At 68.6% G+C, this 13,075-nt stretch carries 14 protein-coding genes; 5 read left to right on the top strand and 9 right to left on the bottom strand.

Annotation, left to right across the window (positions count from 1 at the left end):
• Positions 1–6: 6 nt before the first annotated feature.
• Positions 7–1,470, top strand: a complete 1,464-nt coding sequence (locus tag ACIA5H_RS23230) for a DUF6345 domain-containing protein (RefSeq protein WP_397077320.1) — start codon at positions 7–9, stop codon at positions 1,468–1,470.
• A gap of 322 nt (positions 1,471–1,792) precedes the next feature.
• On the opposite strand, the gene ACIA5H_RS23225 is transcribed toward ACIA5H_RS23230, so the two are convergent.
• Entirely contained in the window at positions 1,793–2,182 is a 390-nt protein-coding gene (locus ACIA5H_RS23225; RefSeq protein WP_397077319.1) for a TetR/AcrR family transcriptional regulator, read from the bottom strand.
• A 210-nt stretch (positions 2,183–2,392) separates the two neighbouring features.
• Between ACIA5H_RS23225 and ACIA5H_RS23220 the strand changes: the two genes are divergently transcribed.
• Positions 2,393–2,584, top strand: a complete 192-nt coding sequence (locus ACIA5H_RS23220; protein WP_355080904.1) for a (2Fe-2S)-binding protein — start codon at positions 2,393–2,395, stop codon at positions 2,582–2,584.
• A gap of 58 nt (positions 2,585–2,642) precedes the next feature.
• Positions 2,643–3,122, top strand: a complete 480-nt coding sequence (gene bfr, locus ACIA5H_RS23215) for a bacterioferritin (protein WP_039801806.1) — start codon at positions 2,643–2,645, stop codon at positions 3,120–3,122.
• Between the two features lie 471 nt (positions 3,123–3,593).
• Here bfr and ACIA5H_RS23210 read toward each other — a convergent pair whose 3' ends face one another.
• The 6 genes from ACIA5H_RS23210 to ACIA5H_RS23185 all read right to left on the bottom strand — a co-directional run bounded on the left by ACIA5H_RS23210 (position 3,594) and on the right by ACIA5H_RS23185 (position 7,063).
• Entirely contained in the window at positions 3,594–4,436 is an 843-nt protein-coding gene (locus ACIA5H_RS23210; protein ID WP_397077318.1) for a patatin-like phospholipase family protein, read from the bottom strand.
• Positions 4,437–4,511: 75 nt separating this feature from the next.
• Positions 4,512–4,691, bottom strand: a complete 180-nt coding sequence (locus ACIA5H_RS23205) for a hypothetical protein (protein ID WP_397077317.1) — start codon at positions 4,689–4,691, stop codon at positions 4,512–4,514.
• The gene (locus tag ACIA5H_RS23200; RefSeq protein WP_397077316.1) at positions 4,679–4,879 is read right to left on the bottom strand and encodes a hypothetical protein; all 201 of its coding nucleotides are present in this window, start codon (positions 4,877–4,879) and stop codon (positions 4,679–4,681) included. The genes ACIA5H_RS23205 and ACIA5H_RS23200 overlap by 13 nt, the downstream gene beginning before the upstream one ends.
• A gap of 38 nt (positions 4,880–4,917) precedes the next feature.
• The gene (locus tag ACIA5H_RS23195; RefSeq protein ID WP_397077315.1) at positions 4,918–5,928 is read right to left on the bottom strand and encodes an adenylate/guanylate cyclase domain-containing protein; all 1,011 of its coding nucleotides are present in this window, start codon (positions 5,926–5,928) and stop codon (positions 4,918–4,920) included.
• A gap of 43 nt (positions 5,929–5,971) precedes the next feature.
• Positions 5,972–6,298, bottom strand: a complete 327-nt coding sequence (locus ACIA5H_RS23190) for a hypothetical protein (RefSeq protein ID WP_379251690.1) — start codon at positions 6,296–6,298, stop codon at positions 5,972–5,974.
• A 339-nt stretch (positions 6,299–6,637) separates the two neighbouring features.
• Positions 6,638–7,063 carry a DUF4383 domain-containing protein gene (locus ACIA5H_RS23185; protein WP_379251691.1) on the bottom strand — a complete coding sequence of 142 codons (426 nt, stop codon included), beginning with the start codon at positions 7,061–7,063 and terminating at the stop codon, positions 6,638–6,640.
• 1,093 nt (positions 7,064–8,156) lie between these two features.
• Here ACIA5H_RS23185 and ACIA5H_RS23180 point away from each other — a divergent pair.
• Positions 8,157–10,001 (top strand): ABC transporter ATP-binding protein, encoded by a 1,845-nt coding sequence (locus ACIA5H_RS23180; RefSeq protein WP_397077314.1) that lies wholly within the window; start codon positions 8,157–8,159, stop codon positions 9,999–10,001.
• Positions 9,998–11,833 carry an ABC transporter ATP-binding protein gene (locus ACIA5H_RS23175; protein WP_397077313.1) on the top strand — a complete coding sequence of 612 codons (1,836 nt, stop codon included), beginning with the start codon at positions 9,998–10,000 and terminating at the stop codon, positions 11,831–11,833. The genes ACIA5H_RS23180 and ACIA5H_RS23175 overlap by 4 nt, the downstream gene beginning before the upstream one ends.
• 108 nt (positions 11,834–11,941) lie before the next feature.
• On the opposite strand, the gene ACIA5H_RS23170 is transcribed toward ACIA5H_RS23175, so the two are convergent.
• A complete protein-coding gene (locus ACIA5H_RS23170; RefSeq protein ID WP_355077673.1) occupies positions 11,942–12,247 on the bottom strand; it encodes a hypothetical protein in 306 nt (101 codons plus the stop codon).
• A gap of 173 nt (positions 12,248–12,420) precedes the next feature.
• Positions 12,421–13,011, bottom strand: a complete 591-nt coding sequence (locus tag ACIA5H_RS23165; RefSeq protein WP_397077312.1) for an HdeD family acid-resistance protein — start codon at positions 13,009–13,011, stop codon at positions 12,421–12,423.
• Positions 13,012–13,075 lie beyond the last annotated feature (64 nt).

Here is a 13,075-nt window from a genome sequence, read left to right as displayed (position 1 = left end):
TCAGCCATGTCAGACAACATCTACGCCGGCGCGTCGGTTCAGGTCTACCCGCAGGACGCCCCACTGAGTCACCCGCACGCCTGCGTCAACGGCTTCCTCGACTACGTCGCGAAGTTCAACGCGATCAATTTCCACGCCAAGGACGACGACGTCCGGGAATGGCGCTACGACAAGGAGTACGACAACTGGCAGGACCGCCTCGGCATGGACTCGGTGAAGGTCTTCTACCACTACGCGCACAGCACGACCATGGACGACGGCGTGTTCCTCACCGCGATGGGCCGGACCTGGGACGACACCATCTACGCGTGGTCGGATCGGATGAGTTTCGGTGACCAGCGGTTGCGCTACTTGTTCCTCCACGGATGCGAGTCGTTGCGAATGCACGACGGGCACAGCCCATTTCGTACCTGGCATACGCCGAACCTGGGCGCGCGGATGCTGTTCGGGTTCGACAGCCTCACCTTCGACACCGATCAGCAGGGGACGCGGTTCTTCAAGGAGTGGAACACCGGCAAGTCGTTCAGCCAGGCCTGGCAGGACGCGGCGCTGTCGATCTTCCACAACGATCACCGGGTGTCCTCGGCGGCATGTGGCGCCACCGACCGGGAAGCACAGGACCGGCTGTGGAACGAGCGTCTCTTCTTCGGCGAGCCGGTGTCGGACAATTGGTACTGGTGGCGATGGGCCGGCCAAGTCCCCATCGAGGTCGACCTCGGCATTCACGTTCCTCGCCGGCCGCGGGCGCTGCGCTTGTCGCGCCGTCGCGCCGACGCGGATACCGCCGCCGAACTCGCCGAACGGTTCGGTCTGCGGTCCGTGCTCGCCGAGCCCGCGTCACCCACAGCCGAGGAATATTCTGCCCCGGTCGAATTCGAACCGCGGCTGGTCATGCATCCGGACGGCGCGTACCACGTGTTCTACGCCGAGCCGGACCGCACTGCCGACAGCATCGCACCACAGGAGGTTCGGGATATCGCCGATCGCGCGGTCCGGCAGCTCGACCTCGGCCACGACCTGGCGTTGGCCGGCATGTCGGCCACCTTCCACGGCGGTGGCAGCCGCGACGGCGACGAGGTAGCGGCATCGGTGGCCGAGTACACCCTGCACTACCGCCAGGTCTATGACGGCGTCGCCGCGGTGGCAGGCGGCGATGGTCAACTGAGCGTGACGCTCGACCCGGCCGGTCGGCTCTGCTCGATATCGGACACGACAGTCCCGATCGCGGGCGCCGACGAGACCCGCCCGCCATCGGGCGACGATTTCGACGCCATGGCGGCTCTGGACGCGGCGACCAGCGCGCGAGCCGAATGCCTGCGCGACGGCGCGCGCGCGAGCGTCGTGCCCGATTCGCTCGAGGTCGGCTACCGCTTCGATCGCGACGCCGCGGTCGTGGTCGCCCGGCAGGCGGTCGAGATCACCTCCAGTGACCGCTTCCGGATCCGCGACGTCGTCGAGATCACCGTCTGAGCCGGGCCCGGCGCCCTCTTCCCCGCGCATTCCGGTCTCAGCCCTGGATGGTTTGTCGACCAGAACGAACCGCGCCCACCCGCACCTACGTCGACAGGCGCGGATTCATCCCGGACCCGGCGGAGTCAGGGCGCGCAGGCAGAAGGCCGTGATGCGCTCGACGTCGCCGGGAGCGGGCTCGCCGCGTCGGCGCAACCGCTCGGCGAGCGTGCCGGCAATCGCGTGAGCGTCGAGTCGTAATCCGGTGCGGCGCTCACCAATTCCGCGAGCGTGTCGCGCAGTAGCCCGGCAGGCGCGGTGTCCACCACGCCAGGTCCGGCCGTCAACCCAGACCCGGCCCAGCGGCTTTCCAGAGCACGGCCAGTGTCGCGGCAGCGGTCCGCTCTTCGGCCTGCGGCAGGATCGCCGCGACCCAGCGCCGCACGCGCGCACGCGGGTCGGCTTCCTTGGCCATCGGGTGGGCCACACAGCCGGTCAACCGCTCCGCTCCGTCCTCCAGCAGGGCGGCCACCAGCGCGTCCTTGGACGGGAAATGCCGATAGAACGCGTCGTTGGACAGCCCGGCGGCGGCCACGATGTCCGATACCCGTGGACGTCCGGTGGTACCGGCCGCGCTGATCACCGTCAGCGCGGCGTCCACCAATTTGCGCACCACCGCGTAGTCGGCGCCGCGTTCGGCCAACATCCGCCGGGCGATCCGGGTGGAGGACATCGCGCTCACCGGCAGCGCCAAGATCAAGTCCAGCGAGTTGCGGCAGCTGGCCGCGAAGCGACTGGCCGGCTAGCGCCCCTATCCGATGCGCCGCGATTCGCGTCGGCACCGGACTTCACACCGCTGCTCCGAGCTGCTATACATTAGGGGAGGCTTACCTCGTTAGTCGAGGCTAACCTCAGTGATAAAGTGACCTGGTTGTGAGGCTTCATGTATGTCTGCATCTGTAACGCGGTGTCCGAAGGTGACGTGCACACCTGCGTTTCGGCGGGCGCCGACAGCATCCGCCAGGTGAAGAACGCCTGCGGATGGAAGCCCGGTTGCGGCAGCTGCACGGCGCGGTTGGCCGAGGTGATCGGCCGCGCGCGGGCATCCACCGGAGCGCAGCCCTCGGCCGCCTGAGCCGACACACCAGGCGGTCTGTCCGCAGCTGCGCGCATTTTGTGCCACGATCGCTGCTATGGACGGCGACAAGGACATCGTTGCGCTGCTCAACGAGCAGCTGACGGCCGAACTCACGGCGATCAACCAGTACTTCCTGCACGCCAAGATGCAGGAGAACTGGGGATTTACCAAGCTGGCCCGGCACACCCGGCACGAGTCCATCGATGAGATGAAACATGCCGAGATCCTCACCGACCGGATCCTCTTCCTGGAGGGCCTGCCGAACTACCAGAAGCTCAACCCGCTGCGCATCGGGCAGAGCGTGCCCGAGCAGCTGCGGGCCGACCTGCAGATCGAGATGGAAGCGGTCGAACGGCTGCGCCGTGGCATCGAGTTGATGCGTTCACGCGGCGACGTGACCTCCGCTCGTATCTTCGAGCAGATCCTGGAAGACGAAGAACAGCACGTCGACTACCTGGAAACCGAACTCGATCTGGTGGAGAAGCTCGGCGAGCCGCTGTACCTCCAGCGCTTCACCGAGACTCCGGACGACTGATCTGCACTCGCGGTGCGCCTCGGAGCGGCCGACCGGCGTTACGCTCCGGCGCTCGTCACGCCGAGGCGTATCGCCGGGCCAGCCGCCTCCGGCGGTCGGCGGGCGTACCGAACAGGGACCGATCGAGCGCGGAACTCGGCGTGGGCCGGGTGCCGGCCATCCGGTCCCGTCAGGTCGAAACGCCGGCCGCCGGGCTGCACGCTCCGATGGGTGTCGCCTTTGGCCCGGACGGAACCGTTCTGGTCTCCAAAACCGGTGTGGGGCGGATCGTTTCGGTGCGCGGCGCCGGGATCGACACGGTGGTGGACGGGGCGAAGTGGTTCGGGAATCCGTGCGACAGGATGCCGTGCACCGTGCGGAATCCTTTGTCCCAGTGGGCTTAGAGGGACCGGCGTCTCCAGTCCACAGCGGCGCCGGGCGTGGAGCGACGAGACACGCCCGCCCGATCGGCCGGCGGTCGCCACGGCTCGGTCAGCCTTCGGGCCAGACGTCCTTCAGCAGTGGCGCGGCATCGGCAGACTGCCGCACGCCCGCCGCATACGCGGGAGCAAGCGCCGCCGAGTCGAACACGTCGATTCCGAACGCGGCGACGCCTTCCTCGTCGGGGACAATGGAAACCTCTGTCGCCGAGCCCAACTCGCGATCGCTGGGGATGCGGGGGAACATGTGCGCCAAGGGTTCGAGGATCACCACGACATCCGCGCCCGCGGCCAGGTCCGCGTTGACCGGCGAGCGCAACCCGCCGTCGAAGTAGTGGCGGCCGTCGATCGGGATCGGCGGGAAGACACCGGGCACCGCCGTGCTGGACGCCAGCGCTTCGGGCAACGACGCCGCGCCGTCCTTGGTCCATGCCCGCAATTCACCGGTGGTGATGTCGATCGCGGTCACGACGAGATCGCGCGTCGGCCACTGCGCCACACCGGCCAGCCCGCCGATGCGCGCGATGTGCTCGTCCGGATCACCGGCCTGCGCGGCCAGCGCCAGCTCCCCCGCCCGGCGGCGCGCCTGGGCCGGGTCCTGGCCGGGGGCGCGCAGCACGGCGAATATCTCCGCGATTCGCGCCGGATCCGCCCGCACCGGCGCCGCCGACGTGGACGGCGGCCGCAACAAGCGCGCCGGATCGCCACCGTCGGCCAGGACCGCACCGACCACCGAGCCGGCGGAGGTCCCCACGAACCGGTCGGCCAGCGTCAAGTCGATACCGTTGTCCCGCAGCCCCGCGGCCAGTCCCGCCAACCACGTCAGACCGACCGGACCACCCCCGCCCAGCACCAGCGCGACCGAGAAACCCTTGGATGACACCGTGTCCGACATGACGCCAGCCTATCCGCACCGGCCCGGCCGACCGCTTGCTCATTCGGCCGACTCGTCGACCTGGCTCGCGATCTCTCAACGGTGATAGATCTCCACGACGGCGTTGCCGACCACCCCGACGAGACCGGGACCCCAGTTCATGCACCCTGTCGTCGTATGCTGCCCGTTCGGTGTGAAGGGATAACTGAGCTGGACGTAGGAACCGACCGCGTACAGCGGGAACGGCCCCGAGCTGTAGATGCCTACGCATTCCACGGCAAGACGTTTTCGGCTCCCTCGAGCTCGTCGGGTTGGCAGACCGCCGAAGCGCTGAACAGATCCCGCTCGACGACGCAATCCCGCGGCGTCGCCTGAGCCGGGCCCGAACCGGCGACCGCCGCGAAGGCCGGCACCGGAATCCCGGCGACCCCGAGCCGCGCGAGTGCGGTGACAGTTCTTTTCATAGAAGCTCCACATCATCTCGCCACGGGGCGGTAGCCGGTCAGCTTTGTTTGCGCTGGCGCTCTCGCAACACATGGGAACGCAACCGTGAGAATCCCTTGACCCGCACGCTGCGCAGATGGCGCAAGAGGAATTGCTCGTCGTCGTCCAGAGCCGCGGCGGCGCCGTCGTCGAGGAGGACGGTCCCAGGGCGGGCCACGCCGGTGAGCCGAGCGGCGACGTTGACCACCGTGCCGTAGAGGTCGCCGAAGCGGGTGAGGACGGGCCCGTACGCCAGGCCCACTCGGATCTGGGGCATTTCCGGAACGGTTTGCGCCGCTCGGGCGACCGCCGCGTGCATCGCCAGGGCGATTCGCGCACCGTCGCGGGGATTCTCGGCGGCGAACATCACCTCGTCGCCCACGTTCTTGATCACCCAGCCGCCGTGGGCGGTGACCGCTTCGGTGGTGGTGGTCTCGAATGTTTCCAGCAGATCCGTCAACTCGTCGAGGTCGAGGTGACGGGAGAGCCGGGTGTAGCCGACCATATCGGCGAAGCCGACGAGCAGTTGGCGTGTGGCGCCATCGGATTCGAGTGAGCGGCTCAGCGCCGCGGCGAGATGTCGTTGCCACGCGTACTGCTGCAGATCGGTGAGCACCGCGATGGTCCGGGCAGTGGCCTGGCGGTTCGATTCGGACATCGACTGCCCGCCTTCGGCGGCGATGCGGCTGCCGATCTCACGGGCGATCAGATCCGCCTGCCACTCGGCCAGTCGCGCCATCGCCTGACCGACACTGCGGGCGGCGGCGATCTGACTCTGCTCGCTCGCCCCCGCGACCGGGTCCATCGCGGTGAAGTGGCGCACCGCGGCGATGTCGGCATCGGTGAACACCACGTCGTCGTCACTCGCCGTGGCGGGGAAGCCGAGCGCAACCCACAGCTTCTTGGCACGTTCGACAGACACTCCGGAAAGCTCGGCCACCTGGGCGCGCGTGTACCGTCGTGGGCCGCCGAGCAACGACTGCTCGACCACAGCGTCGACCACGTCGGTCACCTCACCGGATTCGATCACCCCGCCAGTACAGCACATGCGGCGGCGACCGGCGCCCGATGATTCATGCCCAGATTCGCGACAGCGCCGAACGGGAGTACGTCTGCTGGGGCGTCACGGTGATCAGGTCGCAAACCTCGACGAGTTCGCCCGGCACCGCATTGCCGAAGTGCTGCAGACCCGGTGCGATCACGGCGTCGACGCCGAAGGTGCGGACGACGTCGACGAGGCGATCCACCGGTGCGTCGGTGCCGGCGCCGAAGGTCACCGTCTTACACAACTCGTAACCCAGGCGTTTGGCCAGACTCCGCATCTGCGCTTCGTCCCAATCCTGGGACACACCCGAGACGTCCTTGCGGAGATATCCCAGTGCGGGTGGTTTGGCCCTCATCGGTACTCCCTTGCCGCGTTTGCCGAAGTAGTCGAAGCGCCTGCACTCCTGCGGCTCGTGCGGTGTCGGCGCATCGAATTGCAGGCTGAGCAAGTTATTGACATCATATGTTGTCAACAGCAGTCGATGTCAACATGTCAGACGTTCGACAAAGCGGCTTTCCGGCATCGCCCGCACCGAGCGTACCGCCGAAGGCCGAGCTGCGCCGATTGCGCCGCCGGACAATGGGATTTGTTGGACCACAACACTTTTCGGTAACAGACCGGACACGGGGTGGTGTCGGGACACAGCCTTCGAACCGGCGGTCCATTCCCATGGACGACGCGGCCGATGCGTCGGCTATTCCAGAATTCCGGTCTGCCTGCCCGCGCCGGGCGCCTGGGTCAGGGGCCGCCGCGCCAAGACCGCACCGAGGGCGATCATGCCCGCGCCGAGCACGAAATGCAGCCAATTGTCGGCCGTATCGAGCGGCACGAAGTTCGCGTCGCTGCCGGGGTTCACGACGAGTCCGTACAGCCACAGCACGAGATAGAGGGCGCCGCCGCCGAGGAGGAACGCGCGCGCCGACGGCGCGGTGCGGGCGGCCAGCACTCCGGCGAGGCCGAAAGCCAGATGGACCGCGTTGTGCAGCACCGACACGCTGAACAGACCGAGCAACTGGGCCTGCGAGTGATGTCCCGCCCAATCGAGTTCGCCGTAATCGGTCGTGATCCCCGGAATGAACCCCAGGATCCCGACCAGGAGGAACGTGGCTCCTACCGCCATGGCGGCGACCTGAAGAGGAGACCGCCGATCCGTTGTCGCGCCCGTTGTGGAATTGGACATCGCCGAACCAGCCCTTTCGGTGTGGGTGGACCTCCGTCCCCACCGTGCTACCCGGGCGACAACGAGGCAAACAACGACAGCCCAGCCCGGCGGGACGACATCGTCCCGCAGCGAGCGGCCGAGTCCGCGCACCGCCCATCGCGGCGAACGAGCGAGACATGGTCGCGCTGAGACGCCACCCACATACCGAGCGACAGAGGCACTTTCGTGATTCGCATCTCCTCCGATCGGCGCGCCGAAAGCCACGGCGGCGAAAACATCGGCGTTCGCGCTGGTTATTCCGTTCGCGGCGGGACAGGTCGCGGCTTTCGGACACGATTGCGGAGGCATCGGCCCCGCACCGCGGACTCGCGCGCGCCATCCGGTCGGTGAATACTGTCGGCGACTCGAAAACAACTGTCCGCCTTGGTAAGCCGACGCAGTCTGTCAACCGGATGGTGATGCCAGGGAGGCAAGGACCGTGTTGGTCTGGTGTGTTGTGACGATGATCGTGGTCGTTCTGCTGGGAGGAGCGGCATCGGCGATGGCGTGGGATCCGCGGGGGCGTCGCCGCTCGGCCGCCGCTACGCCGGTTCCGGTGTCGGTGACCTCGGAGTCCACTGTGTCGAACCAGGGCGAGTGGCCGCGCACACGGTGAACGCGACGTCCGGCCCGCAAGAGGGATACCCGGACGAGTGCACGGGCGCGGTAGCGACGATGCGCCGGCCGCTGTCGCCGGAGACGCGTTTGCGGCCGCATTGCTCGCTCTAGCACCTTCCGTCATCAGCGGCATACTCGGAATCTCTCGGGCGCATTCTGTTCGCACGAAGGTGCGGTCGTAGCCTTCCCCGGATCGGGATCGCAGCGGCGGCAAGATCGTCCGCACCACCGCCGAACTTTTGCCGGGAAGCATCGTCGTCCCCGCAATTTCCGATCACGCTGATCGAGTCCATTGCCGCCGATTCACGATCCGAGGCACGGTTGTCCAGGGCGGGCAGGCGGTTGGAGGCGTGGTGGCGAATGGATCAGCCCGGACATTCCGGTGTCCGGGGTCATGAGCTACGGGAGAGGCGCACTGCTCGCCGCGGCCGCCGACAGCGAGGCCGGGCAGGACCCCCGCACCCTGCGCAGCGGGCTGGCGATCATGCTGCGCGGGTGCGGGCGGGCACCGGGCGCCGCCGCGGTCGCGATCGGCTCCGGCCTGGTGAACGCGTGCTGCATGGTGCTCGCCGCGAGAGCCGTCGGATGGAGTACGGAGCACGTGGTGGTCGCGAGCTTCGCCGAGGGCCGTTTCCTGGCGGGCGCCGCCGCGACCGGTGCGGCCTTCGTGCTGGCGGTCTCGCTGCTGCGCATCGCGACGATCATCCTGCGCGGTGTGGCGACCGGCACGGTGCAATACCGTAACGAGGCCCAGACCCGCAAAGCCGTGGTCGCGCAATACCTGCGGCTCGGCATCGCCTGGCATCGCCGCAGGCCGGCCGGGCAACTGGTCTCCCGCGCGATCTCCGACGTGGAGACGGCCTGGGATCCCATGCAGCACTTCCCTTTCGCGGTCGGTATGACCGCCATGCTGCTGTTGGTCATGGTCGACATCGCGCTCGCCGACCTCTGGCTCGCTCTGATCGCGCTGGTGCTCATCCCGCTGGTGCTGGCCGCGAATCTGCTCTACCAACGGGTGCTCGCACCGCGGGCCCGGGCGGCTCAGCAGCAGCGAGCACTGGTCAGCGGGCTCGCGCACGAGGCCATCGCCGGACGGCAGGTGGTGCGCACCCTCGGCATCGGCGAGCGGGAAATCGATCGTTTCGCGGCGGCCGCCGACGCCTCCCGCGCGGCGAACCGGCGCATGGGCAACGCGAGCGCCGTCTTCGACCCCGCGATCGAGCTGATGCCGCCCCTGGCGGCGCTGGCCATCCTGGCCGTCGGCGTGGCACGGGTCGACGCCGGTCTGCTCGGCGTCGGCGCCCTGGTGGAGGTGATCTACCTGCTCATCACCACCGCGATTCCGCTCAACGTCATCGCCCGCTTCCTCGGCGTGCTACCGCTGGGCGTGGCGGGGCAGACCCGAGTCGACCACGTGCTGACCGCCGCCGACCGCCCGGCGCACGGGCAGCTCCCACTCGGCGCGCACGATCGCGGCGTCGCCGTGCAGCTCGCCGGAGCCGGTTACGGCTACACCGGCGACACCCGCGCGGTGCGCGACCTGACCGTACGGGTACGTCCCGGCGCCGTACTGGCGGTGGTCGGCGCGACCGGCGCGGGCAAGAGCACGCTGCTGGCGCTGCTGGCGCATCTGCTCGAGGCCGACCGGGGCGCAGTCGCGCTCACCGGGGTCGACACCCGGCGCCTCGCACCGGACGCGGTGCGCCGCCGGACCGCGCTGGTCACCCAGAACGCCTTCTTGTTCGCCGACACCGCTCGCGCCAACATCACCCTCGGCGCCGCGGCCTCGGACGAAGAGATCGAGCGCGCGCTGCGCATCGCCGACGCCGCGGGGTTCGTCGGCCGCCTCCCCGACGGCCTGGACACCTACCTCAGCGAAACCGTGCAACTCTCCGGTGGTCAACGTCAGCGGTTGGCGCTGGCGCGCGCCGTCTTCCGCCGCCCCGGCCTGCTCCTGCTCGACGACGCCACCTCCGCGCTGGACCCCCTGGTGGAGCGGACCGTGGTGGAGGCGCTGCGCGCCGAGTACGCGGGCGACGACCGCCGCACCACGGTGGTGCTGGTCGGGCATCGCGCCGCGACGGTCGGTCTCGCCGACACCGTGGTTTTCCTCGCCGGTGGACGCATCGTCGCGCAGGGACGGCACGAGGACCTTCTCGCTACCGAACCGGCGTATCGCGCGCTGCTCGGTGCATACCACGCGTCCGATCAGACCGACGCCATGGAGCCGGCGTGGTGAACACGAGTCCAACCGAGCCGACCGGACCCGACTACCGAACCACCGGTCTACTGCGCCGGGTGCGCCGCGACACCGTGCTGTCCCGCCGCACTCTGGCGGTGATCTTGCTACTGGCCGTCGTCGCGGCCTCCGGCCGGATCGTCATCCCCGTCACCATCCAATACGCCCTCGACCACGCGCTGCTCGGTGCGATCGACCAGGCCACCCGCGCACGCGTCGTGACCGGCGCCGTGTTCGCCGGAGTACTCGCGGTACTGCTGGCGATGCTCGCTTCCGCGTTGATGAACCACCGGGTCATCCGCACCGTCGAGCAGGCACTGCTGGATCTGCGGGTGGCCGCCTTCGCCCGCATCCTGCGCCTTTCCCCCGCCGATCCCCGCGCGGATTCCGCCGGCGCTCTCGTCGCGCGCGTCACCAACGACGTCGACGTGGTCACGCTGTACGCCCAGTCCGGCGGAATCACGCTGGTGCAGAACATCTCTCAGATGCTGCTGGCGCTCGTGGTGATGCTGGTCTACTCGTGGCCGCTCGCGCTGCTCGTGCTATTGATCGGCATCGGCGTCCCGGTCGCGGGCCACACCTTGCAGCAATGGGTGGCGCGCCGCTTCGATGCCGTGCGCCGAAGCATCGGCGAACTCTACGGCGGCCTGCTGGAAGTGCTCGTCGGCATCGACACCATCCGCGGTTACGGCATCGAGGAACGGATGCGCGCCCGCGCCGACGCGCAGATCGACGCCGTTTTCGACGCCCAGCGGCGAACCCTGTGGCCGATGGGATTCAACGTCTCCATCGGCGAGGTCGCCAGCGGGCTCATCACCACCTCGGTCGTGGTGGCGGGCACCGCGGCCGGAATGGGCGTGCTGGGACCGGAGCTCGGGCTCAGCGCGGGCGACATCGTCGCCTTCCTGTTCCTGGTGACCTTCTTCGTCCGACCCATGCAGTTCGCCGTCAGCAGCCTCGCCGACGCCCGCAATGCCGAGGCCGGCCTGCGGCGCGTGGTCGAAATCCTGGACATCCCCGAGGAATCCACGGCGGCTCGGCGCACAACGCTGCCATCCGGCCCGGCTACCGTGGAACTGCGCGGCGTCGGCTTCCACTACTCCCCCGACCGGCCCGCGTTACGCGGCCTGGACGTGCGTATCGCGCCCGGCGAGCACGTCGCCGTCGTCGGCGAGACCGGCTCCGGCAAGAGCACTTTCGCGAAACTCGTGACCCGGCAGCTGCTGCCGACCAGCGGCGCGCTCACCCTGTGGGGTGTCGACCTCACCGAGATCGCCGACGAAGCACTCACCCGGCGGGTCGCGATCGTCCCGCAGGACGCCTTCCTCTTCGATCGCACCGTCGGCGAGAACATCGCGCTCGGTCGCGCGGGCGATTCCCGCGACGCCGTGCTCGGCGTACTGACCCGGCTCGGGTTGCGGGATTGGGTGCGGACTCTGCCGCAGGGACTGGAGACTCCGGTCGGCCAGCGCGGCGAGGCCTTGTCGGCGGGTGAACGCCAGCTCGTGGCCTTGGCCAGGACCGCACTGGTCGATCCGGATCTGCTCGTCCTCGACGAGGCCACCAGCGGCGTCGACGCAGGCACCGACGTGCGGGTGCAACACGCGCTGGCGCGCCTCACCCGCGGCCGCACCACCCTCACGATCGCGCATCGGATGCACACAGCCGAGACCGCCGATCGGGTGCTGCTCTTCCACGAGGGCCGGATCACCGAGGACGGCACCCACACCGAACTGATCGAACGCGGCGGGCGTTACGCGCGCCTCCACGCGGTGTGGGCACGCGACACCGTGTCGCCCTCGCAACGGATTCCCACCGACGTCGGCGGGTGATCCGGGGCGCGGCAGGCGATCACGGAAACGGCCGAGGCGGTCGCACCACACCGGCGAAGTTCGTGCGATGGGTGACGCCACACCTCGGCCGCCATTGCGACGAGCGGCTCAGCTGACGGAGACGCTGCCGCCCTTGGGCAGATACCCGATCTTCTCCACGGGCAGCTCGCCGACCACGGAACCGGTGCAGTCCCTTCCGGAGTACAGCGTGACGGCACGATCGGTGCTGTTGACGACGGTGATCTGGAACGTGGTGTAGAAAAGTCCGTCGGTGTTCAGGCAGCCCACCGGATCCGCGTGCAGTTCGCCGTTGATCCCCAGCGTGCCGACCGCGGCCTGCGCCGTCCCCGCCGACAGCATCGCCGCGGCCCCCGCCAGGGCCAGCGCACCGACAAACCCAGCAGTACGAATCATTCGTGCCTCCAGTTCTTTTCGATGTCGACCAACCCCGAAGCCGACGTCTGGTGAAAATGCGCCTGTGATTCTGTCACGAGTTCCAGCAGGACGGAACCGTGCTGGTCAGACGCACGGCAGACACGGCACCGCCCGGCCGGGCGCCGGTGGCGCCCCGCCGAGCGGATTCGTGATCAGGCGACAGCGCCCTCGGCGCGAAGGGCCTTGACCTCCCGGCGCACCCCGAACGCCACGATGATCTCCACGAGGCCGATGATGATCAGCCACACTCCGGCCAGGAGGGCCAGCGTGGCCACCGACTGCACCGGCCAGACGATCAGCACGACACCGGCCGCCGCGGTGACGACCCCGAAAAACACCTGCCACCAGCGTCCCGGCATCTCCGGCTCGGAGATGCCGGCCACCAGCAGCGCGATCCCGCGAAACAGCCAGCCGATGCCGATCCACAATCCGAGCAGCAGCAACGAGGCCAGTTCGTCGCGGAAGCAGAACACGCCGATCACGATGGACACCACGCCGATGATGAACGCCAGCACCCGCAGGCCGGTGCTCGCCGGTGCGGCGAAGGCCGCGACCAGCTGCAGGAAGCCGGTGACCACCAGGTAGATGCCGAAGACGATGCCCGCCGCCGCCAGAGTGATGTCGGGCCAGACCAGGATCAGGATGCCGAGGATCACCGCGAAAACGCCGGTCAGCAGGATGGTTTGCCACGCACGGCGGGCAAGAGACTGCAGTGGACCCTCTACCACGCTGTTTGTCGTCATTCACTGATGCTATAGCCGCTCCACATGAGTTCTCTGGACATTTGCTGATTGGGATTTCCCGCGG

Origin of the sequence: Nocardia sp. NPDC051900 (genome assembly GCF_044452545.1) — a bacterium.
Taxonomy (GTDB): domain Bacteria; phylum Actinomycetota; class Actinomycetes; order Mycobacteriales; family Mycobacteriaceae; genus Nocardia; species Nocardia sichangensis.
Note: the sequence above shows the minus strand (reverse complement) of the source record. Positions and strands in the feature narration are given on the sequence as shown.

Bases quoted from the DNA above. Each gene is read 5' to 3' on its own strand.
- ACIA5H_RS23230 (WP_397077320.1), top strand. From the start codon at position 7: ATGTCAGACAACATCTACGCCGGCGCGTCGGTTCAGGTCTACCCGCAG.
- ACIA5H_RS23225 (WP_397077319.1), bottom strand. From the start codon at position 2,182: ATGTCCTCCACCCGGATCGCCCGGCGGATGTTGGCCGAACGCGGCGCC.
- ACIA5H_RS23220 (WP_355080904.1), top strand. From the start codon at position 2,393: ATGTATGTCTGCATCTGTAACGCGGTGTCCGAAGGTGACGTGCACACC.
- bfr (WP_039801806.1), top strand. From the start codon at position 2,643: ATGGACGGCGACAAGGACATCGTTGCGCTGCTCAACGAGCAGCTGACG.
- ACIA5H_RS23210 (WP_397077318.1), bottom strand. From the start codon at position 4,436: ATGTCGGACACGGTGTCATCCAAGGGTTTCTCGGTCGCGCTGGTGCTG.
- ACIA5H_RS23200 (WP_397077316.1), bottom strand. From the start codon at position 4,879: ATGAAAAGAACTGTCACCGCACTCGCGCGGCTCGGGGTCGCCGGGATT.
- ACIA5H_RS23190 (WP_379251690.1), bottom strand. From the start codon at position 6,298: ATGAGGGCCAAACCACCCGCACTGGGATATCTCCGCAAGGACGTCTCG.
- ACIA5H_RS23185 (WP_379251691.1), bottom strand. From the start codon at position 7,063: ATGGCGGTAGGAGCCACGTTCCTCCTGGTCGGGATCCTGGGGTTCATT.
- ACIA5H_RS23180 (WP_397077314.1), top strand. From the start codon at position 8,157: ATGAGCTACGGGAGAGGCGCACTGCTCGCCGCGGCCGCCGACAGCGAG.
- ACIA5H_RS23170 (WP_355077673.1), bottom strand. From the start codon at position 12,247: ATGATTCGTACTGCTGGGTTTGTCGGTGCGCTGGCCCTGGCGGGGGCC.
- ACIA5H_RS23165 (WP_397077312.1), bottom strand. From the start codon at position 13,011: ATGACGACAAACAGCGTGGTAGAGGGTCCACTGCAGTCTCTTGCCCGC.